Origin of the sequence: Pseudodesulfovibrio mercurii (genome assembly GCF_000189295.2) — a bacterium.
In the GTDB taxonomy this organism is placed as follows: Bacteria; Desulfobacterota; Desulfovibrionia; order Desulfovibrionales; family Desulfovibrionaceae; genus Pseudodesulfovibrio; species Pseudodesulfovibrio mercurii.
The window spans coordinates 1,756,418-1,781,534 of sequence record NC_016803.1 but is presented as its reverse complement, the minus strand read 5'-3'; the positions used below and the strand labels follow the sequence as shown (position 1 = coordinate 1,781,534).

Here is a 25,117-nt window from a genome sequence, read left to right as displayed (position 1 = left end):
CCCCCTTTTCAGGAAACCCATGCACCCACTCAGCAAGACGTCCCGCGACTGGCTTTTGGTCCTCATCTTCATCGTCGTCTCCGTCGGCCTCTACTACCTGCCCACCGGCTTCGAAACGAACAAGGACCGGGACGCGGTCCACTGCACGGGGCGGGTCACGGCCGTGGACGACGCCAACGTCATGAGCCTGGGCATGATCCGCGCGGGCGAACAGACCGTGACCCTGGACATCCTGGACGGGCCGTTCAAGGGCGAGACCTTCACGGCCAACAACCAGCTCCTGGGCCAGCTCGACCGCGACAAGCTCTTTAAGGCCGGTGACACGGCCTACGTCATCCTGACCCTGAACAGCGACGGCCAGGTCATCTACGTCAATCCCCAGGCCCACTACCGGCTGGGGCTCGAACTGTTCCTGCTCGGCCTGTTCGCCGCGCTGCTCCTGCTCTTCGGCGGGCTGACCGGGTTCAAGGCCCTGTTGTCCTTCGTCTTCACCGGGCTGATGCTGTGGAAGGTCCTGGTCCCGCTGCTGCTCAAGGGCACGGACCCGGTCTGGTTGACCCTGAGCGTGGTGGCCGGGCTGTGCGCGGTGATCATCTTTCTGGTGGGCGGACTCAACCGCACCGGCCTGACCGCCTTTCTCGGGGCCTTCCTCGGGGTGGCGGCCAGCTGCGCCCTGGGCATCTATTTCACCGGCAGGTTCCACGTGCACGGGGCGGTCATGCCCTTTGCCGAGACCCTGCTCTACGCGGGCTACGGCCACCTGAACCTGACCCGCGTGTTCATGGCCGGGGTGTTCCTGTCCTCCTGCGGCGCGGTCATGGACCTGGCCATGGACGTGGCCGCGGCCATGAGCGAGGTGGTCGACAAGAAGCCGGGCATCTCCCGCGTGGAGGCGGTCTGGTCGGGCATCCGCGTGGGCCGCGCCGTGGTCGGGACCATGACCACGACCCTGCTGCTGGCCTACTCGGGCGGGTTCGTGACCCTGCTCATGGCCTTCATGGCCCAGGGCATCCCGCTGGACACCACCTTCAACTTCATCTACGTGGCCGCCGAGGTCCTCAAGACCCTGGTGGGCAGCTTCGGGCTGGTCACCGTGGCCCCGTTCACGGCCCTGGTGGGCGGCCTGCTCCTGACCGCAGGCGAACACTCGGCCGGTGCGCTCCGCCATTGACGAACGCGCCGGGATGGGCCAATAGCATGCCAGCAAACCAAGCATAAGGAGTGTCCATGCTTTCGTTCCTCGGCAATCTGATCTGGTGGCTCATCGGCGGCGTGTTCATGACCATCGGCTGGCTCTTCGCGGGCTGCCTCTTCGCCATCTCCATCGTGGGCCTGCCCTGGGCGCGGGCCGCCTTCGTCATCGCCGGTTTTTCGCTCATGCCCTTCGGCCGGACCCTGGTCCGGCGCGACGTGCTCACCGGGCAAAAGGACATCGGCACCTCGGACTGGGGCACGGTGGGCAACATCGTCTGGTTCGTGTTCGCGGGCTGGTGGCTGGCGCTGGGGCACATCCTGTCCGCGCTGGGCTGCTTCATCACCATCCTGGGCATCCCGTGGGGCTGGCAGCACCTCAAGCTGGCCGCCGTCACCCTGGCCCCCATCGGTCTGACCGTGGTCACGACGGAGCAGGCCGAGCGGCTCTACGGCGTGCGCGTGGACCGCTAGGTTCCGGGGGGTTGTGCAATTTCGTGCATCCCCTTGCCTTGGACCGTAAAGCTGATTAGATAGAAGCAGCGTCCGGGAGATTCCCGGCCACAAGCACGTCATCAATTCGGAGGAATACCAATGACTCAGTATCCCAGCATGCAACGGACGGAGACCTCCAGAGCCGAGGTCCTGAACGCCTTCATGCGCGGCGTCTACGGCTGGATGAGCGCGGGCCTGGGCCTGACCGCCCTGGTGGCCTTCGCCACCCTGACCGTCCCGGCCCTGACCAACCTGGCCTTTGTCTACAATCCGCAGACCGGCATGTACGCCCCGACCATGCTGCCCATGATCGCCCTGCTGGCGGCCTTCGGCATGGTCTTCTTCATGAGCTTCAAGATTTCGACCATGAACCCGAGCACGGCCACGGGGTTGTTCATGGCCTTCAGCGCCCTGAACGGCTTCTCCCTGGCCCCGATCCTCTTCGCCTACACCACGGCCTCGGTGGTCACGACCTTCATCACCACCGCAGGCATGTTCGGAGCCATGTCCGTCTACGGCATGGTCACCAAGAAGGACCTGACCAGCTGGGGCAGCCTGCTGTTCATGGGCCTGATCGGCATCATCATCGCCATGGTGGTGAACATGTTCCTGCAAAGCCCGGGCATGTCCTTCGCCATCTCGGTCCTCGGCGTGATCATCTTCGTGGGCCTGACCGCCTACGACACCCAGAAGCTGAAGACCATGGGCGAGACCGTGCCCCTGGGCGACACCGCGGCCGTCCGCCGCGGCACCATCCTGGGCGCCCTGACCCTGTACCTGGACTTCTACAACCTCTTCCTCATGCTTTTGAGGTTGATGGGCGACCGCAGGTAGTCCCGGCACCATAGCCACCCAAGGGCCGCATCCACCAGGGTGCGGCCTTTTTTACCCCCTCCCCACAACCCACCCCGCGAAGCGGAACCAAAAAGTTTAGGAAGGGAGAGGGGATGGGGGGCCGGGGGAAGGGGAGAGGGAAAGCCCTTTTCAAAGGGTTTCCCTCTCCCCTTCCCCCGGCCGATCGCTGCTGTCCTCATCCGTAAGGCTCGAAGGCTCGCCAACGGCTGGAGGCCCGGAGGCATCTTCCCCCCTCCTCTTGCCACGCCGGTGCGGGGGACGTATGGTTCTTCAATGACGAATCTTTTCCCTGGAGTCCCATGTCCGAGACCGTGACAAACCTGCAACGCGTCCTGTATCCGCTGCTGCGCCCCTTTGCCTGGGTGTACGGCGGAATCATGCGCGTGCGCGCGGGGCTGTACCGCCGGGGGCTGCTGCCCGGTTGGGAGCCGCCCGCGCTGACCGTGTCCGTGGGCAACATCGGCTGGGGCGGCACGGGCAAGACCCCGGTGGCCGACTGGCTGCTCGGCTGGGCCGAGTCCAGGTCCATCCCCGTGGCCCTGCTGACGCGCGGCTACCGGGCCAAACCGCAGCATCTGCCCTACGAGGTCAAGCCGGGCGCCCTGGCCGAGGAGGCGGGCGACGAGCCGCTCATGCTCGCCCGCGCCCACGACAGTGCCCTGGTCCTGGTGGACCCGAACCGCACCCGGGCGGGCAAATCGGCCATGCGCACGAAAAAGCCCGAGCTGATCATCCTGGACGACGGTTTCCAGCACATGGCGGTCCGGCGGCACGTGAACCTGGTGCTGCTCCGGCCCGACGACCTGCGCGAGGGCTGGAACCGGGTCATCCCGGCGGGCTCCTGGCGCGAGCCCGAGGCGGCGCTCGGCAGGGCCGACGCCTTCATGATCAAGGCCGGGCCCAAGGAATTTTCCCAGCTCAAACCGCGCATCGAGGAGCGGTTGAAGCGGTTCGGCAAGCCGGTCTTCAGCTTCCGGCTCATGCCCACGGGCGTGCGCCGGGTCATCGGCGGGGAGCGGGCGGCCGACTTCGGGGGCGCACCGTACCTGCTGGCCACGGGCGTGGGCGATCCGGCCCAGGTCCGGGCCACGGCCGAGGGGTACCTGGGCTACGGGCCAAAGGCGCACCGGGTGTTCCGTGACCACCACGCCTACTCCAAGCGGGACGTGGAGGACCTGGTCCGGGAGGCCGCGCGGCTGGGCTGCACCGCGATTTTGTGCACGCCCAAGGACGCGGTCAAGCTCGGGGCCATGTGCACCGACCAATTTTGGCAATTCGATCTGAGCCTGGAGTTCGGGCCGTCCACCATGGGCGAGCGGACCACGTTCGCCGCCTGGTGGGACCGGCGCTACGATTCCTTCAGGCTGCGCCGCGCGGACCGCGCCGAGCACGCGGCGGACTACACCATGCGGCACGGGGGAGCCCCGTCCGACAAGGGAGACGACAATGGTTAAGAAGAAACGCAGTCAACCCAGGCCCTCCACGCCGCCCCTGTCCCCGGCCGCGCTGCTCAAGCTGTTCAAGGAAATGAAGCGGCCCATGTCCAGGGCCGAGGTCATCCGCCAGCTCAAGCTCAAGAAGAAGGACAAGGCCGAGGTCAAGGACCTGCTGCGCGACCTGGTCCAGAAGGGCAAGCTGGTGCGCATCCGGCGCGGCTACGGCCTGGCCGAGTCCATGCACTGCATCACCGGGCGGCTGGAGATTCAGCGCCAGGGCTACGGCTTCGTGGTCCCCGAGGACTCCCGGCGCAAGGACATCTTCGTCAACCAGCGGGACCTGAACGACGCCTGGCACGGCGACCGTGTGGTCGTCTCGGTGCTGGGCGAACCCAAGGCCGGGCGCAACGCCGAGGGGCGCATCGTGCGCATCCTGGAGCGCGGCCGCAAGGTCCTTCCGGTCAAGGTGGTCAAGAGGATGACCGGCGGCGAGTGGCTCTGCCGCCCGTCCGACCCGAGGTTGAATTTCGGGATCATCGCCACCCTCAAGGACCCGTCCGTCAAGGTCGCGCCCGGCGAGATCGCCCTGTGCGCGCCCGGCGAGCGCATCGACCCGACCATGTGGGAAGGGGAGATCACCCAACGGCTGGGCGAGGAGACCGACATCTCCGTGCAGGAGGCGATGGTCAAGTCCAACCACAACATCCGCACCCGGTTCCCGTCCGGGTCCGCGAGCCAGGCCGAGACCCTGCCGGACGCGCCGTCGGGCAAGGACTTCCAGGGCCGCCGCGACCTGACCGGCAAGCCGTTCGTGACCATCGACGGGGCCACGGCCCGCGACTTCGACGACGCCGTGCTGGTGGAGCGCCGCCAGGGCGGCTACCGGTTGTGGGTGGCCATCGCCGACGTCTCCCACTACGTGCCCGAGGGCTCGCCCCTGGACCGCGAGGCCTTCGAACGCGGCAACTCCTACTATTTCCCGAGGTCCGTGGAGCCCATGTTTCCGGAGAAGCTGTCCAACGGGCTGTGCTCCCTCAACCCGGACGTGCCCCGCCTGACCATGGTGGTCTGCATGGACACCGACCCCGAGGGGCGCACCCGGCAGACCCAGGTCTTCCCGGCGGTCATCCGCAGCCACGCCCGGCTGACCTACACCCAGGTCTTCGAGGCGATCATGGAGAAGCGGGCCGAGGCGCGGGAGAAGCTGACCCCCGAGCTGATCGCCATGCTGGAGCTGGCCGAGGAGCTGGCCCGCAGGATCAACACCCTGCGCGCCAAGCGCGGGTCGCTGGACTTCGACCTGCCCGAGCCGGAGATATTCTTCGACGTGCACGGCGAGACCTCGGACATCCGGCCCCGGCAGCGCAACTTCGCCCACCAGCTCATCGAGGAGTTCATGATCGCGGCCAACGAGGCCGTGGCCCACTTCCTGGTGGAGCGCGACCTGCCCTGCCTGTTCCGCATCCATCCCGCGGCTGACGAGGAGAAGCTCAAGAACCTGTTCCGGCTGCTGTCTCGTACGGACAAGTCCGTGGTCATGCCCAAGGAGATCACCCCCAAGAAGCTCCAGATGCTGGTGGCCTCCATGGCGGGCACGGACAAGGAGTACATCGTCAACCGCATGCTCCTGCGCTCCATGAAGCAGGCCAAGTACTCGCCGGACAACGAGGGCCACTTCGGCTTGGCCTCCGAGGAGTACGCCCACTTCACCTCGCCCATCCGGCGCTACGCCGACCTGGTGGTCCACCGGCTGGTCAAGGCCGCCCTGCATGAGGGCGAGGGCGTGCCCGCGCCCGTGCCGGGCCACAAGAAGCTGCTCAACGTGGCCGACCATCTGTCCGGCCGCGAGCGGGTGGCCATGGACGCCGAGCGCGAGATCCTCAAGCGCGTGACCGTGCTGTTCATGCGCGACAAGGTGGGCGAGACCTTCGACGCGGTCATCTCGCACATCACCGACTTCGGCTTCTACGTGGAGCTGAAGGAGGTCATGGCCGAGGGGATGGTCCGGCTGTCCACCATGGACGACGACTACTACACCTACTGGCCCCAGCGCGAGATGCTCGTGGGCGAGCGCACCGGCCGGTCCTTCTTCCTGGGCCAGGCCGTGGAGGTGGTCCTGGATGAGGCCAGCGTGGAGCGGCTGGAGCTGAACTTCAGCCTCAAGTCCGTTGTGGCTGCGGCCATGGACTACAAGGACCTGATCTAGGTCCGGGAAGCGCCCGGCCCGGCGGCGCGTCCGCCCTGTTCCCCCCGTTCTCCGCAGGAGGAAGGCGATGCCTTCCCTGTATTCCTTTTTGTGCGCATCTAGTGGACAAAAATGTTTTTGTAATTGACAGTACGGTTAATCGATAGTAAACAATTGTCCAAGCAACATTCATTAACCAAGGCGCAACGATGAGCAACGGATTTGAAGCGTTTTTCAAGCGACTCTGTTCCGAGACGGAGATCAGGAACCAGTCCCAACTGGCCCGCGAACTGGACGTGGGTCGGGCCGCCGTGTCCCTGGCCAAGCGCAAGGGCGCGGTGCCCGCGCGCTGGATTCTGGACCTGTCGGCCCGGTTCGGTTTGAACCCGCTGTGGCTGGAGCAGGGCAAGGGATTCCCCCGGCCCGAGGCGGCCCTGGCGGCCGCGGCCGAGGACGGGGCGAGCTACGCGGAGATCCCCAAGGTGCGCGCCCGTCTCTGCGCGGGCGGCGGCTCCTTCGAGACCGAGGGACAGGTGGAGGGATACTATTCCTTCCGCTCCGACTGGCTGACCCGGCGGGGCAATCCGGCCAACATGGTCCTGATGGAGGTCATCGGCAACTCCATGGAGCCCGAGATCAAGGAAGGGGACATGGTCCTCATCGACCAGTCCCGGACCGACGTCCTGTCCGGCGGCATCTACGCCGTGGGCGTGGAGGACACGGTCATGGTCAAGCGCGTGGAGCGCCTGCCCGGCACATTGGTGCTCAGGAGCGACAACGTGGACTATTCGCCCGTCCACCTGTCCGGCGACGAACTAGACAACGTGCGCGTCATCGGCCAGGTCCTGTGGGCCTCGCGGGAATACCGCTAGCCCTTCTTGGAAATCGCCATGAAAGCCCCCGCAACGATCGTCGTTGCGGGGGCTTTTCCGTATCATACTGAAATAGCGCATGATTCTCTGATGTTGTCTGTTGTAGAATAAAGGACAACATTTTGTAAAATATTAGTTGACAAAAAGACCGAAGACTGTTTATTAAAAAGTCACGTTCAGTCAACGAATAGGACACACGCCCCCCCGGCGCGATACAAGGCAAGGAGAGAGAGTCATGCAGGAACGTTTTTGCAAGTGCGGTCACCGGCTGATGGTCCAGTACACCCTTGACGGTTTCATCCCCTGGGAAGCGGTCATCCGCGACGACGAGGGCAAGGCCACCCCGGTCAAGGTCTGTCCCTGCTGCGGCAGCTACCTGTCCATCCATTTCCTTCGCTAGTCCGTTCTTATTTCCCCAGTTCCTCGCGGCCGCCCGAACCTTGCGGACGGTCGCCATCATCCCTGTTGGAGGGCCGTGCCGAGCTTCCCCCCGGAGCCGCACGGCCCTCCGCCCTTTGTGGCGGCCGGGGGATTGCCGCGCATGCCTCGTTTGGGGAGGGCGGATTGCGTGGGTTGTCCGTCTTGGGGCGGAAACGGGGTCCGCGAGGGGCGTACGCCCATCACCCGCAAGGACCGGTGTCACGGTGCGGTGTGGAGGAGGAGCCCTGCGCCGTCCCCCGAATCGACGGGATACGCGGCGTTGCGGGGCGATGCGATCAAGCTCGCGGCTTGCGGGTCAAGGGAAACGGGGGAGGGCGGTCGGGAGCAGGGGGGACGAAGTCCCCATTTTTCGGCCTACTGCTGCCGCAGATGGCCGGTTTCGGGCAGGTGGATGGATTCGGTGCGGTTCCGGCCTGACAGCTTGGCCTGATACAGGGCGCGGTCGGCGGCCTGGACGAGGTGCGCCGGGGTGATCTCGCAGGTGGGCACGGTGGCGGCCGCGCCGATGGACACGGTCACGGTGCCGGCCACCTGGGAGTCGGGGTGGCGGATGCGGGATGCGGCCAGGTTGGCGTGGATGTTCTCGGCCACCACGCGCGCCCCGCCGAAGTCGGTGTTGGGCAGGATGATGGCGAACTCCTCGCCGCCGTACCGGGCCACCAGGTCGCCGGGCCGGTTGGTGGCCATGCGGATGGCCTGGGCCACGTCGCGCAGGCAGGCGTCGCCGTGCACGTGGCCCAGCGCGTCGTTGTAGGCCTTGAAGTGGTCGATGTCGATCATCAGCAGTCCCAGGGGATGATCCTCGCGGCCGTTGCGCACCCATTCGCGGATGAGCGTATCGTCGAAGCAGCGCCGGTTGGCCAGGCCGGTCAGCCCGTCCTGGTTGGACATGCGCTCCAGCTTGCGGGCCAGCCGCTCCAGTTCGCGCTCCCGGAGCATGCGTTTGAGCATCTCGCGGCGCAGTTGCAGGGCGGAGCGCACCCGGGCGCGCAGCTCGGTGCGGCCCACGGGCTTGACGATGTAGTCCGAGGCCCCGGCCGCGAAGGCGCGGTCCAACTCCTCCGAGTTGTCGTTGGCGGCGATGGCGATGATCGGGATGTCCTCGAATTCGCGGTGGGACTTGAGGGTCAGGATGGCGGCGATGCCGTCGGTGTCGTGGATCTCAAGGTCGATGAGCACCAGGTCCACGGGCGTTTCCCCGGCTGCGGCGCGCTGCATTGCGTGCAGGGCCCGGTCCAGGGATTCCACGTCGGACACGTCGGAGTGTCCCGCGCCCATGAGCATGTCGGTCAGCTGGGTCGCGGACCCCCTGGAATCGTCGATAATGAGTATCTTCATGCGAGGTGTTTTCTAGCAGATATTCGCAGTGATTGCGAGATGCCATATGCCCGGCCCGGCCGTTCCGGCATGTTCGGTCGGACGCGCCGCATCGGCCCGCGACGCGGGTTCGCGGGAGTTTGCCGCACGCCTGGCCGTGGTGATGTTCCCCGTTAAATTTTTGCAAATAACGCACGGGCCGTGTATCCTCCGGATGAGGCGCTGATACGTTGTCACGTCGCCACCCCGAACCAACCCCCGGAGGACCGATGAACCGGCCATGTGTTTTCGTTGCCCCGCTGCTCGCCTTCCTGCTCCTTTTCGCTCCCCTCGCCGGGACCGCCCAGGCCGCCGGATCGGTCCTGGCCGTGTACAACTCAGGCCGGGCCCAGGTCACCGAATCCCGCGTGGTCACCCTGCCCGAGGGCGCGGCCGCCGTGGTCTTCACCGACATCCCCGCGACCATCGACCCGTCCTCCATCCGGGCGACGGCCCCGGACATGACCGTGGATGACGTCCAGTACGCCTACCGGCCCATCACCGCGGCCAACCTGCTCGACGCCTACGTGGGCAAGGAGCTGTCCGTGATCCTGCCCGACCCGGCCGACGCCAACGCGCGCATCCTGCGCAAGGCCAAGCTCCTGTCCAATGCGGACCGGCCCATCTTCGCCATGGGCAATGAGGTCTACGTGGGGTCCTACGAGGCCCTGCTCCTGCCCGAGATGCCCAAGGGGCTCGACGCCGAGCCGACCCTGACCCTGACCACCCGCAGCGCGACGGCCGGGCGCAAGAACGTGGCCCTGAGCTATCTCATGGACGGCCTGGGCTGGCGCGCGGACTACAACCTGACCGTGAACCAGACCGGCGGCAGCGGCGACCTGGACGCCTGGGCCACGGTGACCAACGATTCGGGCCACGCCTTTACCGGCGCGGACCTGCGTCTGGTCGCCGGGGACGTGCAGCGGGCTGCCGCACCCAAGATGCTCGCGCGCGGCAACGTCATGATGGCCGAGGCCGCGTCCATGGACGCCGCCCCGGCCCCCGCCGCCGAGGAATCCTTTTCCCAGTACCACGTCTATGATCCGGGCCGGTACGTGTCCATCCCGGCCTCGGGCTCCAAGCAGGTGGGGCTGTTCTCGGTCGCGAACGTCCCGGTGAAGACCGAGCTCTCCAGCCGCTACCACAGCGGCCCCAACCAGCGCACCGGCAGGATCGACCAGTCCGTGGAGTCGGCCCTGCTCTTCACCAACACCAGGGAAAACAACCTGGGCATGCCCATGCCCGCGGGCGTGGTCCGGGTGTTCATGCCCGTGTCGGACGGGGCCAAGCTCCTGGCGGGCGAGGCCCGTCTGGGCCACGTGGCCGAGGGCGGGGAGGTCCGGCTGGTCATCGGCCGCTCCTTCGACGTCACCGTGGAGCGCGCGCAGACGAGCTTCAAGCGCATCGGCAAGAACGCCGCCGAGGTCGGCTGGCGCATCACCGTGCGCAACGGCTCGTCCGAGCCCAGGGACGTCAAGCTCCTGGAATCCCTGTCCGGCCAGTGGACCATACTCAACGCGAACACGCCGTACACGGCCGAGGACGCGGGGACCATCGAGTTCGACCTGAAGGGCGTCGCGCCCTCCGCTGGCAAGGGGGGAACGGTGGTCGAATACACCGTGCGTTTCGAATACTAGAAGGAGGGCCGATGGCCGGAATCGAACACGTCGCACCCGAGACACTGAAGGATTTCTACGCGCTCATGGCCGCTTCCGCCGCTGTCCGGCGGCGGGCCGTGACAGCGCTGCTCGACGGCAGACCCGTGGACGAGGACATTCCGGCCGCGCTGTCCAACCTGCTGGCCTCCCTGGAGGAAATCCCCGAGGAGGAGGGCCGCAAGCGCCTCGCCCTGGACCATGGCCGGACCATCGGCCTGGACATGGGCTACGAGATCGACGAGGCGCGCAAGGACCTCTTCTACCTGGAGGAGGGTGAGGACGCCTTCCTGGACATGCTGGCCGACTTCCATCCCGGCTTCGACGAGTTCGTCGGCCGGGGACGAGAACTGCTGCGCGGGGCGCGGCTGGACTGCCTGGTCACGGACCGTGACGGCACGGTCAACAACTACTGCGCCCGCTACCTGACCTCGGTCCAGTCCGTGTACAACGCGGTCTTCCTGACCCGCTTCGCCCGCGCCCACGCGGCAAACCCGGTCCTTCTGACCTCCGCCCCCCTGGACGGGTTGATCCAAATCTCGGTCAACCCGGAGGGCGCGTTCCATTACGCCGCCTCCAAGGGGCGCGAGTGCCTGGACCGCGACGGCCGGGTCCGGCGGCTGGCCATCACCCCGGACAAACAGGCGGCCATGGACGCCCTCAACGCCCGGCTGACCCTGCTGACGAAGCGGCCCGAGTACGAGAAGTTCACCCTCATCGGTTCGGGCCTGCAATTCAAGTTCGGCCAGTCCACCGTGGCCCGCCAGGACATCGGCGGGTCCATCGACGCGGCCGAGTCCGGGGCCTTCCTGGCCACCCTCGAGGCCCTGGTGGCCGAGCTGGACCCGCAGGGGCGGAACTTCCGCATCGAGGACACCGGGCTGGACGTGGAGATCATCCTGACCGTGGAGACCGCGGGCGAGGGGCTCAAGGACTTCGACAAGGGCGACGGCGTCCGGTTCCTCAACGACGAGCTCTCCCTGGGCATGGCGGGCGGCCGCAACCTGATCTGCGGCGACACCGGCTCGGACGTGCCCATGCTTCGGGTGGCCCTGGAGCTGTCGCCCGGAACCAAGACAATTTTCGTAACCGAAAACAAGGAGTTGGAAGAACGGGTAACCGGCCTGACCGACGCGGCGCTGATCGTGCCCGAGCCGGACATGCTCGTGACCATTCTGGGTACCCTGTGACCCGGACACCGGAGAATCAACCATTCAAAGGAGTGATCCGTGGCAGCAATCACACTCAAGGGCGTGGTCTTCGACCTGGACGGCGTCATCACCCGGACGGCAAAGGTGCACGCCCAGGCCTGGGAGGCCTCCTTCAACGAATTTCTCAAGCACCAGGCCGAGGAGACCGGCACCCCGTTCGAGCCCTTTGACCGCACGAGCGACTACCAGAACTACGTGGACGGCAAGCCGCGCTTCGAGGGCGTGCTCAGCTTCCTCAAGTCCCGCAACATCCGGCTGGCCCCCGGCGAGCCGGACGACCCGCCGGGCTACGACACGGTCTGCGCCATCGGCAACAAGAAGAACGCGCTTTTCCAGGAAATCCTCAAGGAGCAGGGGCCCGAGGTCTTCGACTCCTCCGTGGCCCTGGTCAGGGAGCTCAAGCGCAACGGCGTGCTCGTGGCCCTGGCCACCTCCAGCCGCAACGGCATGCTCGTTCTGGAGCTGGCCGGGCTGACCACCCTGTTCGACGCCCACGTGGACGGCGTGGTCTCGGCCGAACTCGACCTCAAGGGCAAGCCCGATCCCGACATCTTCGTGGCCGCCGCCGAAAGGATGGGCCTCCATCCCGGCGAGTGCGCCGTGGTCGAGGACTCCCTGTCCGGCGTCCAGGCCGGATGCGCGGGCAACTTCGGCCTGACGCTCGGCATCGCCCGGAACATCGGCGGCGAGATGCTGAAGCGGTTCGGGGCCGACATGGTCGTGTCCGACCTGGGCGAGATCACCGTGGACGACCTCATGGAGTGGTTCGAGTCCGGCATGGCCACGGACGAATGGTTCCTGACCTACCACGGCTTCGAGCCGGGCGACGAGAAGCTGCGCGAGACCCTGACCTGCGTGGGCAACGGCTACCTAGGCTCGCGCGGGGCCTACGAGTGCGAGTGCTCTTCCTACTACTTCTACCCCGGCACCTACGTCTCGGGCATCTTCAACAAGACCCCCAGCGACGTGGAGGGGCGCGAGATCTGGAACAACGACCTGGTCAACTGCCCCAACTGGCTGCCCGTGGCCTTCAAGATCGGCAACGGCGAGTTCGTCTCGCCCCTGTCCATGGAAATCCTCAGCTATTCCCACCGCCTGAATATGCGCGTGGCGGTCATGGAACGCCACCTCGTGGTCCGCGATCAGGTGGGCCGCATCACCCGCATATCCTCCCGGCGCGTGGCCTCCATGGCCGACCCCCACCTGCTCGCCCTGCAATTCGACTTCACCCCGCTTAACTACGCCGCCAAGCTGACTTTCCGTTCCTCGCTGGACGGCAACGTCAGCAACGAGGGCGTGGCCCGTTATGCCAGCCTGAACACCCGCCACCTCAACCGGGTGGGCGGCGGCAAGGCGGGCGACGGCATCTATCTGCACGTGGAGACCTCCCACTCGCGCTACCAGATCGTCATGGCCGCCAAGACCCGCCTGCTCGAGGACGGCAAGCCCATCGAGGTGCGCAAGGAGGTAGTCCAGGACCGGGCCAGGGTCTCCGAGGAAATCTGCGTCCAGGTCAAGGAGAACCACTGCTACGGCCTGGAAAAGTTCGTCCACGTGCGCACCTCTCTGGATCGCGAACCCGGCGACCTGCGCGACCTGTGCCTGGATGGGCTCAAGGGCGTGAAGACCTTCAAGGGCGTCTTCGGCCCCCACGCCAAGTCATGGAAAAACCTCTGGCAAAAGGCGGACATACGGGTCAAGGGCGACCGCTTCGTCCAGCGCGTGCTGCGCCTCCACGTCTACCACCTGCTGGTCACGGCCAGCCCGCACAACGTGGGCCGCGACGCGGGCATGCCCGCCCGTGGCCTGTCCGGCGAGGCCTACCGGGGCCACATCTTCTGGGACGAGGTCTACATCCTGCCCTTCTTCGACGCCAACTTCCCGGACATCTCGAAGGCCCTGCTCATGTACCGCTACAACCGCCTCGACGCGGCCCGCGAATACGCCCGCGAAAACGACTATACGGGGGCCATGTTCCCCTGGCAGACCGCCGACGACGGCAGCGAGGAGACCCAGGAAGTCCACTACAATCCCGAGTCCAAGACCTGGGGGCCGGACCTGTCCCGCCGCCAGCGGCACGTGTCCATCGCCGTGTTCGTCAACGCCTGGCGTTACGTCTCCTGGACCGGCGACCAGGCCTTCCTGCGCGAATACGGCGCGGAGCTGATGCTCGACATCGCCCGCTTCTGGGGCGACATCGCCACCCTCGACGAAACCTCCGGCGCCTACCATATCGACGGGGTCATGGGCCCGGACGAGTTCCACGAAAAACTGCCCGGCTCCGACGAGTCCGGCCTGCGCGACAACGCCTACACCAACATCATGGTCGTCTGGCTCCTGGAAAAGGCCCTGTCCGTGCTCGAAACCCTGCCGCCCCGCCTGAAGAAGCAGATCACCGCGCACATCGGCCTGACCGACGAGGAGGTCGCCAAGTGGCGGGATATGACCACCAGGCTCAACGTCATCGTCTCCGAGGACGGCATCATCAGCCAGTTCGACGGCTACATGGACCTGCCCGAGCTGGACTGGGATTCCTACCGCCAGCGCTTCTACTCCATCCACCGCATGGACCGCATCCTCAAGGCCGAAGGCGACTCGCCCGACAACTACAAGGTCGCCAAGCAGGCCGACACCCTGATGACCTGGTACATCCTCGAACCCGACGAGGTGGCCCGCATCCTGCGCAAGCTCGGCCACGACGTGCCCGACCCCCTCAAGCTGCTCAAGGACAACTACGACTTCTACGAAAAGCGGACCAGCCACGGCTCCACCCTGTCCAAGGTCGTCCACGCCGTCATCGCCCGGTACATCTACCCGAGCAACGTCTCCTGGGACTGGTTCATGGAGGCCATGCAGTCCGATATCTACGACACCCAGGGCGGCACCACCGTGGAAGGCATCCACACCGGCGTCATGGCCGGGACCCTCGAAGTCCTCAAACAGGACTACGCCGGGCTCAACCTGTCCGCCACGCCCATGCGCATCGACCCGGACCCGCCCGTACACTGGGGCGAAATGCGTCTGTCCTTCATCTGGCGGTCCATCTGGTTCGACCTCGTCGTCGAACAGGACCGCGTCAACATGACCGCCTTCCACCAGGGCGACAAGATCGTGCCCGTGGAAATCTTCGGCCAACCCTTCGAACTCAAGCCGGGCAAGACCATCGAGGCCCGACGGCCAAGGGGAGGGGAGAGCGGATAGGGGGGCAGGGCGCTGCCCTGGACCCGCTGAAGGTCGAGGGCCTTGGGCATGGTCGCGTTCCTTATCCGTGACTGTCCGGTCTTGCTTCTTGTTTTCAACGGGTTGCAGGCAGCCGCCCGCAAGCCGTCTTGTCGTCGTGTGTAAACCGCATGGGTGAAAAACTGTCAGGCGACTTTTTCATCCTCCTTGCGGCGTTCCCGTTCGTCGCGGAACACGGGGCCTTGCCGAAGCCGTCCGGCAACCGCCGGGCCGTCGGTTTGGTCCTCTTGTCGTGCGGCTTCGAGTCCGCACGGTCCAGCCGGTAGTCCCGCCGAAGGTCCTGCGAGTCCGGCAAGGCCATGTCGCCCGTCGCTTCCAGTCCCTGTTTCTTTTCGGCGTTCTCGAAACCGCCCGCCAACTCGGCCAACCCCTCAGTCTGGTCGCACCGGCGCCTTTGACTTAAGGAATCGGAGACATCACCGGAAAAGACGTGTCTCCGGGGCGATCCGGTTTGCGGATCTGGAGAGGACCGAAAGATGGCGCAGGGCAAAAAGCATCTGAGGTACGGGCACGAGTTGTGGTCGTTTTGAGCAAAGAAGACGTTGTCTTTTGATCCGGGCTCGGTTTGCGGGAAAAGGGAATCCCCCTTCCGGCCATCGGAAGGGGGATTGGTGGTGCGCCGGATTGCGGTGCGGGAATGCGGCCGGCTTCGCCGGGCGGCTTCGGCCTAATCCGACGCATCCAGCGCGGTGAGGACGGTTTCCCTATTTTCGTCGAAAGCCAGAGCATAGGATCTGCCGTGCTTCAGCAGAAAATCCTTTTCCGCGATAAACGGGATTTCCCGCACGCTGATCCGTTCGTCCTCATCTTCAGGCTCGTCCAGCCCCAGGCCGAGCCGGATCTTGCTGTTGCAGCCGCATCCGGCATTGTACTCGCGCAGGCGCACGCAGGTCTCCGGGTCTTCCTCCGCCAACAGGGCGCGAAGCTTTTCGAGAAGCTCTTTCGTCGTATCCACTGTGAACATGTCTTCTCCTTTTCGCGCTTGCGGGGATGGCCCTCTGCCGCGCCGACGCCGCAGCCGGTTCCGGTCACGCTCCCGCGAGCGCGTTCAAGACCATTTGCTGGTCTTCGTTCAGGGTCAATTCGTAGTTTCCGCCGTGATTCAGCAGAAAGTCCTTTTCGGCGATGAACGGGACGCCCTTCACGTCGATCCGTTCGTCGTCCTCCTCATCGGGTTCGTCCGTGCCTAGACCAAGCACGACCTTGCTGTGTCATCCACCGCCGACGCTGTATTCGCGCAGGCGGACACAGACGCCTTCGTCCTCGTCCTCAAGTATCTCGCGGAGCCTTTCGAGAATGGCGTCCGCCGCGTTCAGGGTAAACATGCGTTCCTCGTTTTTTTTATCCGCTACACGACGACCGGCCTGAGGCCGTGGCGCAGGAAGCGTTCGTTGATCGCCTTGAACTCATCGGGTTCGTACTGACGCACGAGGGGTAGAGCCCGATTCAAGGCGAGATATTTGTTGCGGCCGAAAAAGTGGCAGGGCATGACCTCGACTTCCCGGAGGCCGAAGCCCCCCAGGAAATCGGCCATGGCCGCCAGGTTTTCCTCCGTATCGTTCAGGCCGGGCATGAGCGGCATGCGGATGCGCACCGGCGTGTCGGAGCTCAGGGCGTTGCGAAGGTTCTTCAGGATGAGCGTGTTGTCCTGCCCGGTCAGTTCCCTGTGCCGGGCGGGGTCCATATGTTTGCAGTCGAAGAGCAGCAGGTCCGCCAACTCGATGGTTTTCCGGAAGCGGTCCTCCGGGCACTGGCCGCAGGTGTCCACCGTGCAGTGGTAGGCCTCGTTGTGCGCCTGTTCGAGCAGGGAGAGGAAGAAATCCCCGCCTGCCGTGGGTTCTCCGCCGCCGAAGGTCACGCCGCCGCCGGAGTTGAGGTAGAACGTCCCGTCCTTGCGAACGACCTGCATGACCTCCTCGACGGTCATCGGCCTGCCCGACATGTCGCGCGCGCCGCTGGGGCACACGGACGCACAGGCGCCGCAGTCCGTGCATTGCTCCGGATCGCGTCCGAACTTGCCGTTCCGCAGCCGGGTCACGGCTCCGTTCGGACAGGCCGTTTCGCAGGCGCCGCATCCCGTGCAGAGATTTTCGAAATACATCAGCTGCGGGGTGAACGCCTGGGACTCCGGGTTGCTGCACCAGAGGCAGCGCAGCGGGCAGCCTTTCAGAAAGACGGTGGTGCGCAGCCCCGGTCCGTCCTGCACCGACATGCGCTGGATGTTGTAAACCATTCCTTTCAACATGGATCGCTCCCGATCGTTTGTGGATCAAGGGGGGGTGCGCCGCCGGGAGGTTGGGGGCGGCGCACCCCCTGAGGTAGTGGAGCCCTAACAGGCCTGCGAGTATTCGGTACGCTTCACGATTTCATCCTGGACGCCCTTGTCCAAACGGGTGAAGTAGGCGCTGAAGCCCGCCACTCGGACCACGAGATCCTTGTATTCCTGGGGGACCTCCTGAGCCTTCTTCAGGGTGGCGGACGTTACCACGTTGAACTGGATGTGCGAGCCGCCGAGATCACAGTATGTCTTGAGCAGCGAGCTCAGCAGACGCGTGCCGGCCGGGCCTTCAAGGGCGGCGGGGACCAGCTTGACGTTGAAGTGGTTCGCGCCGTAGCGGACGGTGTCGATGGCCGTCGCGCCGGCCTTGATCAGGGCGGTTATGCCCTCGTGGTCCGTGCCGGGCATGGCCGAGACCGAGCCGTCGGTGAGGGCGACACCCGCCTTGCGGCCGGTCGGAAGCGCTCCCATGAGCGCGCCGAAGTAGTTGTGGTACGACAGGGAGTAGGCGTCGAGCGGAGTGCGGTAGCCGAAACAATCGGGGCCGATGGAATTGTGGATTTCGTCCACGTCGTGGTAGTACTGCTGCACGAATTCCTCGATCTCCGGATAGTCGTTGCCGTGCTTGGGCGCGTCGTAGCACATCTTGCGGATGTCCTCGTATCCCTCGAAGTTGGCCTTGATGGCCGTCATGAGCTGCTCCATGGTGATCTTTCTGGTGTCGAAGACGAGGTGCTTGATGGCCAGCAGCGAGTTCGCCGCGTCGATACCGGCGGTCATGATCGGGTTGACCTGCGGATAGCGGGTTCCCCCGGCCTCCTCGCACATGCCCTTTTCGATGCAGCCGTCGTACATCACCGAGCGCAGCACGCTGGGAACCACCTGGAGGCGGGCCATCTGCGACAGGTCGGAATGCTTGCGCGAGACGGTGAAGAGGTGCTTCAACTGGCACTTGTAGGCGTCGTACAGCTCATCGAAGCTCTGGAACGAGGTGATGTCGCCGGTCTCCACGCCCAGTTGCTTCTTGGTCCGCGGGTCCTTGCCGTTGTACATCACCATTTCTATGATCTTGGCGAGACAGGGCTGGTCCTCCTGGGTGATGAAGCTGCCCTTGCCGCAGATGCCGGTGGATACGCAGCCGTAGTTGCCGCAGTTGCGGGCGTCCTCCAGGGTGATGCCGTCCTTGTATTGGGCGAAACGGGCCAGGGTGCGCTCGATCACGGCGGTGTTGTTGAGGATCTGGGGCTGGCCCGAGCCGCCGCGGATGCACTGCACGACCTTGCCCATGTAGGACTCGGACAGCTTCGGATGATAGAGCAGGGTCAGGGTCGGCTGGATGCCGCGCGCTTGGATCTGGGTCTCGAGCAGCAACACCTCGAGTTCGGTGCTGGCGTCGCGTCCGTCCTTGTCCAGGCCGCCGATGGTCATGGTCTGGCCGGTGTGGCCGGAAAGGGTCTTGGCGTAGGAGCCGCCCTGGTACTCGGCCAGCTCCATGTGCTTGATCCATTGCAGCTTCAGCAGGGCCACGACCTGCTCACGGTTCAGCTTACCCTCTTCGATGTCCTTCTTGTAGAAGGGATACATGTACTGGCCGAAACGGCCGGGCGAGGTGGCGCAGGCCATCTGCTCGGTCTCGATGCACACGTGCATGAACCAGAAGGACTGGATGGCCTCGCGGAAGTTGCGGGCCGGGAATTCGGGCACGCGGCGGCAGATCTCCGCGATCTCCAGGAGTTCGGCCTTGTTCTTGGGGTCGGTCTCCTCGGCGGCGGCATTTTCCACCAGTTCGGCGTAGCGGTGCGAATGGGCGATGACGGCCTCGCAGACCACGATCATGGAACGGTAGAGGTCGAAACGCTCCTTGTCCGCCAGCGTGGTGGGACAATTGCGCAGGCGCTCCTTCAGGTCGTCGAGAACGGCGCGCATGCCGTGGTTCAGGACCTTGGGGTAGTCGGCGATGCCGGAGCCGCTGGCCACGCTGACGTTCTCGTAGAACATGCCGGCCTTGTGGTAGGGGTGCGAATCGAACCCGAACATATCCTTGAACATCTTGTTGTTCAGGTCGATGCAGGTGCGTCCCTTCCATTCCTTGTAGGTCTGCTTCAGCAGGTCCTCGGTCTCCCGGGGAATCTTCATTTCGCCAAGAGACGTCATCTTGGCCATCTGCATCTCGTCCTTGATCCACTGGACGTTCCACTCCGGATAGGGATAGACGCCGCAACGCGTGCCCGTGAGGGTGCCGACGATGGGGTTGCCGTCGAGAAAAATCTTCTTCTGGGTCAGCACCCGCTCAAGCAGCCTGGCGCGGATGTATACAACGGGCTCACCGTTGTACTCGGTGTATACATCGTGCAGGAACTGGAGGCGCTCCGGGTCCATCACCTGAGGCGCTTCCATTAAAAAGTCCTTGTATTCCTTGAACCTCGCGTTAATCGTCTCCCAGTTGATCTTGTACGCCGTGGGGCCTGTGGCCACCTTTGTCATGTCGAAAGGCATGCTCGCCACTGCATCTATGGCCTGCTTCTTGGAGTTGTTGGACTCGATTTGCGTCATAGCGATTTCTCCCGGTTTGGGTTTTGTACATTTACGCCGCAAATGGGGCGAATACCTTGCCGGGTAGCACAAGGCGTGCCAGTCGGGTGTTTTGCTTAACATCCTTGATTTTTGGGACTATTTTAGAGAAAACCCCGATGAGGGAGAGCAATATCTCTTTGCGATTAGGAGGAAATCTTTCTTTTAGAAAAGATTCCTTTCGCCCGGCCGCCGGGGCGGGTCGGTGGTGTCGGCGAAGGCGGCTCAGTAGCCGTCGGAGATGTCGAGCGTCTTGATGCGGTACCGAAGGCCAGCCGCCGTCATCCGGAAGATGCGGGCGGCCTTGGCGACGTTGCCGCCGGTCACGCGCAGCACGTTCTGGATGCAGTGGCGCTCATAGTCGTTCAGACATTGCTTGAGGGGGACGACCTCGCCGCGCTGCACCTCGGCGTAGTCGAAATAGGACCTGACGGCGCTCGCTTCGACCGGAACGGACGCGGTGGAGGCCGCCGGTGCGGCAGCGTGTTCCGCATGCATGTGCGCCTTCCGGAAGTGCGGCGGCAGACACGAGTCGGTGATGACGTCCGCGGAACCGAGCATGACCAGACAGCATTCGATGACGTGCGCCAACTCGCGGATGTTGCCCGGCCAGCTGTATTCCAGGAATTGCTGGAACACGTCGTCCGAGAAACGGATCGACTTGTGATCGGCGCGCAGATCCGAGACCTCGACGAAGGAGTGGGCCAGGATGGGGATGTCGTCCTTGCGCTCGCGCAGGGGCGGAATCTCCAGACCGACCACGGCCAGCCGGTAGAAGAGATCGAGGCGCAGGATGCCGCGCTCCACGGCGGCCAGGGGCGGCTCGTTCAGCACGCTGACGATGCGGACATCCACCGGAATCTCCGAATAGGAGCCGAGGCGGCAGACGCGTTTTTCCTGCAGAACCCGCAACAGCTTGGTCTGCAGGGTCAGGGGCATGGAGTTCAGCTCGTCGAGCAGGAGGGTGCCGCCGTCGGCCTTTTCGAAAAGGCCGGCCTTGTCCGTGGCGTCGGTATAGGCTCCCTTGACGGTGCCGAACAGAATGCCTTCCAGCAGGTTCTCCGGAATGGCCGCGCAGTTGACGGGGATGAACGGCTTGCCGCTTCGCTCGCTTTCGGAGTGGATGCCTTGGGCGAAAACCTCCTTGCCCACACCCGATTCTCCCCAGATCATGACCGATGCCGAGGTCTTCGCGGCGGCCTTGGCCGCATGGATGACGTCAAGCAGCTGCGCGTTGCGGCCCACGATGCTGTCAAAGGTATAGAGGCCGGAGGTATGGCCGGAAAAGGCCGGGGCCTTGCATCTGTCCCGTTTGCCATTGATCAGGGTGGGGCCGAGCCAGATGATGAACGCGATGCAGCCGTCTATTTCGCCGTTGTCGAAGAGAGGGAAAAAATCGGTGACCGTGCTGGCCAGATAGTTGTTCGTGGTCTTGTACCAGTAGGCGCGTTTCAGCAGGGGGGCCTTCTTCTGGAGGCACTCCATGGTCGGAATGAGATCGCGTTCGTGGGGGAGATAGAGGTTCGTGATGTGTTGGCCCACTACGTTGATGTGGGTGAACCCATCCGTGCGGCGCTGTATGGAGTTCATGTATTCGCAGACGCCCTGGGCGTTGACCACGGCTACCCCTACGGCCATGGATTCCCATAGGGCCTGCATTTCTGGTGTCAAAACGATTTTTCGGCTGACGTTACGCAGTGTGCCTATGTCGAAGTCCTTCATCGTTCATTCTCTCCATTCGCTTCTCACGTCCGGTTATGGATTTTTGGCCGATTGTTCAACGAATTGCAAGGAGATGGCCAGACAGAGAGGATCAGGGCTCCTCCCATGAGACAGGCGATGCCGACGACCGCATGCGGCGTGACCGCCTCGTTCAGGCAAAGGAAGCCGAGCAGCGCGGCGCAGAGCGGTTCGGCCAGTCCCAGGGTGGCGGCCGTCGGAGCCGGAGTGGTGCGGAGCCCGCCGAGCATGAGCGTGAACGCGAGAGCGGCCGTGACCAAGCCGAGGTCCAGCGCAACGGCAATGCCCGTGCCCGAGGCCAGCCAGCGCATGGGCGACAGGAAGAGAAACGGCGAAAGGCAGAGGCCGCACAGCAGACAAACCTCCATGATGCCGGTTTCCGGGGCGTAGCGCAGCAATGGCTTGCTGAAAACCACGTAGACGGCGTACGCGAACCCGGCCCCGATGGAAGGCAGCAGGGAGCGAAGCCGGTCCGGCGAGCCGTCCGTCCAGTTCAGGAGCACCAGGCCGAACAGGGCGACGATGGTGGCCGGATACCACGCTCGCGCCGGTCTTTCCGCGTTGACGATCCAGTTCAGTACGGCGACGGCGATGGGCGAGATGCCGATGCTCATCACCGTGCCCAGGGCCACGCCCGCCGTATTCGTTCCCTTGAAGAAAAGCAGTTGATAGGCGGCCAGGGCAAGGGTGGGCGGCAGCAGGTCCCGCGCGCTCCAGCTGCCTCGTTTCGGCAGGATGCCCCGCCAGGCGCACCAGGCTGCCAGTGCCGCGCCGCCGATCAGCATGCGTACGGCGCCGACGGCGAGCACGGAGGCTCCGTCGGCGACCACCAGCGCGGAGGCGAAGCCCGTGGTGCTGAAACAGAGCGCGCCGGAGAGGATGAGCAGCGGCCCGCCCGCATGGATGGATTTCCGCAACATGAGTGTTCCGGCAATCGGCCTGGCCCCCCCGCCGGGTGGGGCGGGGGGGATGGCCGATAGGGGCTAGTCGGCGGGGACGGCGATCTCGGGGTTTTTGGCCCCCTTGAAGAACACCTTGATATCTTCCGTTCCGAGGATATCCCGCCGAAGTTCCGGCTCGGGCATTTGCGACCAGACCTTGCGGCTGGAGAAGTAGAAGCTGATGCCCATCGCGACCCAGACGACCAGGCACCACGCCGGCGCTTCGGCGATGGCTGCGGGCGAACCCGGGATGCAGAGCAGGAGCAGGCACAGGATGGAGGTCAGTGCGCCAACCGTGCAGTAGAATCGCTTCAGTCTGGCGCCCGCCTCGTTGACATGCCACAGCATGCGGTAGGCGGCCAGGCAGGTGAACAGGTAGCCCACGGCCGTGCCCACGGCGCTCATGTCCACGGTCCAGCCGACGGCGGAGCGACCGGCGTACGGGGTCAGGAGCACGATGATGATCGTGAATATGATGGCCTTGTACGGGGTGTGGAACTTCGGGTGGATGTCGCCGAACCAGGAGGGCAGAATCTTGCTGCGCGCCATGGCGAGCAGCAGGCGGGTGGAGGCGACGTAGAAGCCGTTGATGCCGGTGCAGACCGCGCCCAGCACGGCGCAGGCGAGAATGGCGGAGCCGAGCTTGCCGAAGGCCATGTTGGCCGCCGCGGCGGTGGCCCAGGCCGTGCCGCCGGCCATCTTCTCGGCCGCCATCTGCTTGATCATGTCGGGATAGGGAATGGCGAGGCCGACGGACAGCGTCACCAGGCTATACAGGACCATGCCCACGAGGATGGCGATGAGCATGATGTTGCGCGACTTCGAGGGATTGAAGGCGAATTCCTCGGCCGTCTGGGGCACGGTGTCGAATCCGACGAAAAGGAAGGGAGAGATGGCGAAGACGATGAGGACGCAGGTGAACGGGGACTTGCCCTCGGCAAAAAGCGGGGTCAGGTTCGAGACGTGGGCGGTCTCCAGCGCGTTGACGCCGAAGAACAGCGAGAGGATGCCGAAGGTGAGCATGAAGGCCAGGACCACCTGCAGCTTGCCGGCGGCGCTGACGCCGCGATAATTCATGACCCCGAAGGCGATGACGGCGATGCTCATGACGAGGACCTCGCCGGTGTAGACCTTCCAGCCCGCCAGGGTGTAGAGGCTGCCGAACTCGAGGAAGCCCGGCATCAGGAACCGGCAGATCAGGGACAGGGCCGAAATGTTGATGGCGATGATGGCGATGTACCCGATGATGAGCGCCCAGCCGCAGATGAACGAGGCGGTGGGGCCGAACCCGATGTAGGCCCAGGCGAACTCGCCGCCCGCCACCGGCGCGTATTTGATCATGTAGCTGTAGGCGATGGCCACAAAGCTAATCAGAAATGCGCCGACCGCAAAACCGATCAGAGTGCCCATGGGGCCGGCGTTGGGCAGGAAAACGTCGCCTGGGAGTACGAAACAGCCCCACCCGACGATGGAGCCGAGCGCGAGTGCGCAGACCTGAATTGGAGTAAGCGTTCTTGCTAACTGGGTTTCCGTGGACATAGCTCTCCTAACCTCCTCGATTAGGTAAATGGTGTGTTCCCCACAAGTCCTTTTCCGCACTCCCGCGTCCGGAAAGGCCGGGCGATTGCGGGAGTCGGGCGTGGACGTCACGACTGCGCTGAAATTTGCAACGCATGTGCCAGAGAACAAACACGAGCATAACCTATCGATATATAGAGATAATAATAGAAAATTGTCTTAGTAATCATCCTCCAAAAGAAAAAAAATCTTCTTTTCGGATAGATTTTTTCCCGAATGCAAATTTTTCTTGATGGCTGCGCATGGAACCGTCTTGCACTTTCGTCTCCACGTTGATGTAATTGACTTAAATAAATGATTTTTTGATGAATCGCACGATATCGGCCCCGGCCTTGCATACCCGGCTGCACTCATTGGAGCAACAAGAAGGAGCCGGGCATGGTGACACGCATGGATCTATTGGCGGAAGTGGTCGAGTGGGAACTGGGTATGTTCCAGAGGGTTCACAATCGAGGCGGCCGCGCCGACTGCCAGGAGAGGCCGGAGGCTTTCCGGCTCATGCGCGAGATCACCCACGCCGTGCTTTCCGACGCCTTTGTGGAGAGCTATGCGCAGGACCTGCGGCGCGGCGAAGCGGAGGGCCGAAATTTCATGACCGAGAAATACGCGGTGATGGAGGGCCAGATCACGCCCTTCAACCCCGATCCCCGCATTTCCGACATCGCGCGCACGGAGAGCGCTTGGCGCGACGCCGTGGCCTCCGACTTCCCCCACGTCGTAGCGCCGGATGGCGGCGACGCCTTTCGCCGTTATCTGTTTGCGGAACTGCAAACCTATTCCTCGGCCACCATCGCCGCCTATGCGGACTGTGTTGCGGCCGCACGGCGCGAAGATCGGAATCTTGCCATGGAGCGCTATGAGCTGCTGATGCGCAAACTCGACTTCGGCTCCCTGGCGCAACGCGAGGCCGCCATCCGGGAAGCTGGAAACGCCGGGGCTCGCGGCTGATCGCACCCGGACGGATCCGGTTCACAACCGCGCCGCAGGCGTTGTCCGGCCGGAGGCGGTTTCGTCTTCGGGGGACATCCGAAATTGTCGCCGACTCGGGAGAGGAGCGCATTTCCCGGTCGGA

Annotated in this window: 19 protein-coding genes; 11 read left to right on the top strand and 8 right to left on the bottom strand. The window is 64.5% G+C overall.

The genetic code is table 11. The features are described from left to right. Positions 1-19: 19 nt before the first annotated feature. From DND132_RS08085 to DND132_RS18470, 7 genes are all read left to right on the top strand, one after another. The gene (locus DND132_RS08085) at positions 20-1,171 is read left to right on the top strand and encodes a YibE/F family protein (protein ID WP_014322231.1); all 1,152 of its coding nucleotides are present in this window, start codon (positions 20-22) and stop codon (positions 1,169-1,171) included. A 56-nt stretch (positions 1,172-1,227) separates the two neighbouring features. Continuing rightward, positions 1,228-1,665, top strand: a complete 438-nt coding sequence (locus tag DND132_RS08080) for a YccF domain-containing protein (RefSeq protein WP_014322230.1) — start codon at positions 1,228-1,230, stop codon at positions 1,663-1,665. A gap of 120 nt (positions 1,666-1,785) precedes the next feature. Next, positions 1,786-2,520 carry a Bax inhibitor-1/YccA family protein gene (locus tag DND132_RS08075; protein ID WP_014322229.1) on the top strand — a complete coding sequence of 245 codons (735 nt, stop codon included), beginning with the start codon at positions 1,786-1,788 and terminating at the stop codon, positions 2,518-2,520. Between the two features lie 320 nt (positions 2,521-2,840). Beyond that, entirely contained in the window at positions 2,841-3,995 is a 1,155-nt protein-coding gene (lpxK, locus tag DND132_RS08070) for a tetraacyldisaccharide 4'-kinase (RefSeq protein ID WP_014322228.1), read from the top strand. Next, the gene (rnr, locus tag DND132_RS08065; protein WP_014322227.1) at positions 3,988-6,183 is read left to right on the top strand and encodes a ribonuclease R; all 2,196 of its coding nucleotides are present in this window, start codon (positions 3,988-3,990) and stop codon (positions 6,181-6,183) included. The genes lpxK and rnr overlap by 8 nt, the downstream gene beginning before the upstream one ends. Positions 6,184-6,371: 188 nt before the next feature. Beyond that, positions 6,372-7,034, top strand: a complete 663-nt coding sequence (locus DND132_RS08060) for a LexA family transcriptional regulator (protein WP_014322226.1) — start codon at positions 6,372-6,374, stop codon at positions 7,032-7,034. Between the two features lie 235 nt (positions 7,035-7,269). Further along, positions 7,270-7,434 carry a hypothetical protein gene (locus DND132_RS18470; RefSeq protein WP_014322225.1) on the top strand — a complete coding sequence of 55 codons (165 nt, stop codon included), beginning with the start codon at positions 7,270-7,272 and terminating at the stop codon, positions 7,432-7,434. A 395-nt stretch (positions 7,435-7,829) separates the two neighbouring features. Here the strand turns inward: DND132_RS18470 and DND132_RS08055 are convergent, their stop codons facing one another. Then, complete coding sequence (locus DND132_RS08055) at positions 7,830-8,813, bottom strand: diguanylate cyclase (protein ID WP_014322224.1); 984 nt, start codon at positions 8,811-8,813, stop codon at positions 7,830-7,832. Positions 8,814-9,061: 248 nt separating this feature from the next. On the opposite strand from DND132_RS08055, the gene DND132_RS08050 reads away from it, so the two are divergent. From DND132_RS08050 to DND132_RS08040, 3 genes are read left to right on the top strand one after another with little or no spacing between them, the layout of a single operon-like run. Continuing rightward, positions 9,062-10,468, top strand: coding sequence for a DUF4139 domain-containing protein (locus DND132_RS08050; RefSeq protein ID WP_014322223.1), 1,407 nt, complete (start codon positions 9,062-9,064; stop codon positions 10,466-10,468). An 11-nt stretch (positions 10,469-10,479) separates the two neighbouring features. Next, positions 10,480-11,676, top strand: coding sequence for a hypothetical protein (locus DND132_RS08045; protein ID WP_014322222.1), 1,197 nt, complete (start codon positions 10,480-10,482; stop codon positions 11,674-11,676). 39 nt (positions 11,677-11,715) lie between these two features. Beyond that, complete coding sequence (locus DND132_RS08040; RefSeq protein ID WP_014322221.1) at positions 11,716-14,898, top strand: HAD-IA family hydrolase; 3,183 nt, start codon at positions 11,716-11,718, stop codon at positions 14,896-14,898. Between the two features lie 706 nt (positions 14,899-15,604). On the opposite strand, the gene DND132_RS08030 is transcribed toward DND132_RS08040, so the two are convergent. From DND132_RS08030 to DND132_RS08005, 7 genes are all read right to left on the bottom strand, one after another. Further along, positions 15,605-15,901, bottom strand: coding sequence for an ErpA-related iron-sulfur cluster insertion protein (locus DND132_RS08030; RefSeq protein ID WP_014322220.1), 297 nt, complete (start codon positions 15,899-15,901; stop codon positions 15,605-15,607). Positions 15,902-15,965: 64 nt separating this feature from the next. After that, positions 15,966-16,262, bottom strand: a complete 297-nt coding sequence (locus DND132_RS18195; protein WP_014322219.1) for an ErpA-related iron-sulfur cluster insertion protein — start codon at positions 16,260-16,262, stop codon at positions 15,966-15,968. A 23-nt stretch (positions 16,263-16,285) separates the two neighbouring features. After that, on the bottom strand, positions 16,286-17,182 hold the full coding sequence (locus DND132_RS08025) for a glycyl-radical enzyme activating protein (RefSeq protein ID WP_014322218.1): 897 nt from the start codon (positions 17,180-17,182) through the stop codon (positions 16,286-16,288). 84 nt (positions 17,183-17,266) lie between these two features. Then, positions 17,267-19,711, bottom strand: coding sequence for a glycyl radical protein (locus tag DND132_RS08020; RefSeq protein ID WP_050814013.1), 2,445 nt, complete (start codon positions 19,709-19,711; stop codon positions 17,267-17,269). A gap of 300 nt (positions 19,712-20,011) precedes the next feature. After that, positions 20,012-21,424: a sigma-54 interaction domain-containing protein gene (locus tag DND132_RS08015; protein ID WP_148266963.1), complete on the bottom strand. Its 1,413-nt coding sequence runs from the start codon at positions 21,422-21,424 to the stop codon at positions 20,012-20,014. A 107-nt stretch (positions 21,425-21,531) separates the two neighbouring features. Continuing rightward, a complete protein-coding gene (locus tag DND132_RS08010; protein ID WP_014322215.1) occupies positions 21,532-22,446 on the bottom strand; it encodes a DMT family transporter in 915 nt (304 codons plus the stop codon). Positions 22,447-22,509: 63 nt separating this feature from the next. Beyond that, positions 22,510-24,006 (bottom strand): APC family permease, encoded by a 1,497-nt coding sequence (locus DND132_RS08005; RefSeq protein ID WP_014322214.1) that lies wholly within the window; start codon positions 24,004-24,006, stop codon positions 22,510-22,512. Positions 24,007-24,423: 417 nt separating this feature from the next. Here DND132_RS08005 and DND132_RS08000 point away from each other — a divergent pair, with 417 nt between their 5' ends. Beyond that, positions 24,424-24,993, top strand: a complete 570-nt coding sequence (locus DND132_RS08000) for a DUF4125 family protein (RefSeq protein ID WP_014322213.1) — start codon at positions 24,424-24,426, stop codon at positions 24,991-24,993. Positions 24,994-25,117: the final 124 nt, after the last annotated feature.

Bases quoted from the DNA above. Each gene is read 5' to 3' on its own strand.
- DND132_RS08085 (WP_014322231.1), top strand. From the start codon at position 20: ATGCACCCACTCAGCAAGACGTCCCGCGACTGGCTTTTGGTCCTCATC.
- DND132_RS08080 (WP_014322230.1), top strand. From the start codon at position 1,228: ATGCTTTCGTTCCTCGGCAATCTGATCTGGTGGCTCATCGGCGGCGTG.
- DND132_RS08075 (WP_014322229.1), top strand. From the start codon at position 1,786: ATGACTCAGTATCCCAGCATGCAACGGACGGAGACCTCCAGAGCCGAG.
- lpxK (WP_014322228.1), top strand. From the start codon at position 2,841: ATGTCCGAGACCGTGACAAACCTGCAACGCGTCCTGTATCCGCTGCTG.
- rnr (WP_014322227.1), top strand. From the start codon at position 3,988: ATGGTTAAGAAGAAACGCAGTCAACCCAGGCCCTCCACGCCGCCCCTG.
- DND132_RS08060 (WP_014322226.1), top strand. From the start codon at position 6,372: ATGAGCAACGGATTTGAAGCGTTTTTCAAGCGACTCTGTTCCGAGACG.
- DND132_RS18470 (WP_014322225.1), top strand. From the start codon at position 7,270: ATGCAGGAACGTTTTTGCAAGTGCGGTCACCGGCTGATGGTCCAGTAC.
- DND132_RS08055 (WP_014322224.1), bottom strand. From the start codon at position 8,813: ATGAAGATACTCATTATCGACGATTCCAGGGGGTCCGCGACCCAGCTG.
- DND132_RS08050 (WP_014322223.1), top strand. From the start codon at position 9,062: ATGAACCGGCCATGTGTTTTCGTTGCCCCGCTGCTCGCCTTCCTGCTC.
- DND132_RS08045 (WP_014322222.1), top strand. From the start codon at position 10,480: ATGGCCGGAATCGAACACGTCGCACCCGAGACACTGAAGGATTTCTAC.
- DND132_RS08030 (WP_014322220.1), bottom strand. From the start codon at position 15,901: ATGTTCACAGTGGATACGACGAAAGAGCTTCTCGAAAAGCTTCGCGCC.
- DND132_RS08025 (WP_014322218.1), bottom strand. From the start codon at position 17,182: ATGTTGAAAGGAATGGTTTACAACATCCAGCGCATGTCGGTGCAGGAC.
- DND132_RS08020 (WP_050814013.1), bottom strand. From the start codon at position 19,711: ATGCCTTTCGACATGACAAAGGTGGCCACAGGCCCCACGGCGTACAAG.
- DND132_RS08015 (WP_148266963.1), bottom strand. From the start codon at position 21,424: ATGGCCGTAGGGGTAGCCGTGGTCAACGCCCAGGGCGTCTGCGAATAC.
- DND132_RS08010 (WP_014322215.1), bottom strand. From the start codon at position 22,446: ATGTTGCGGAAATCCATCCATGCGGGCGGGCCGCTGCTCATCCTCTCC.
- DND132_RS08005 (WP_014322214.1), bottom strand. From the start codon at position 24,006: ATGTCCACGGAAACCCAGTTAGCAAGAACGCTTACTCCAATTCAGGTC.
- DND132_RS08000 (WP_014322213.1), top strand. From the start codon at position 24,424: ATGGTGACACGCATGGATCTATTGGCGGAAGTGGTCGAGTGGGAACTG.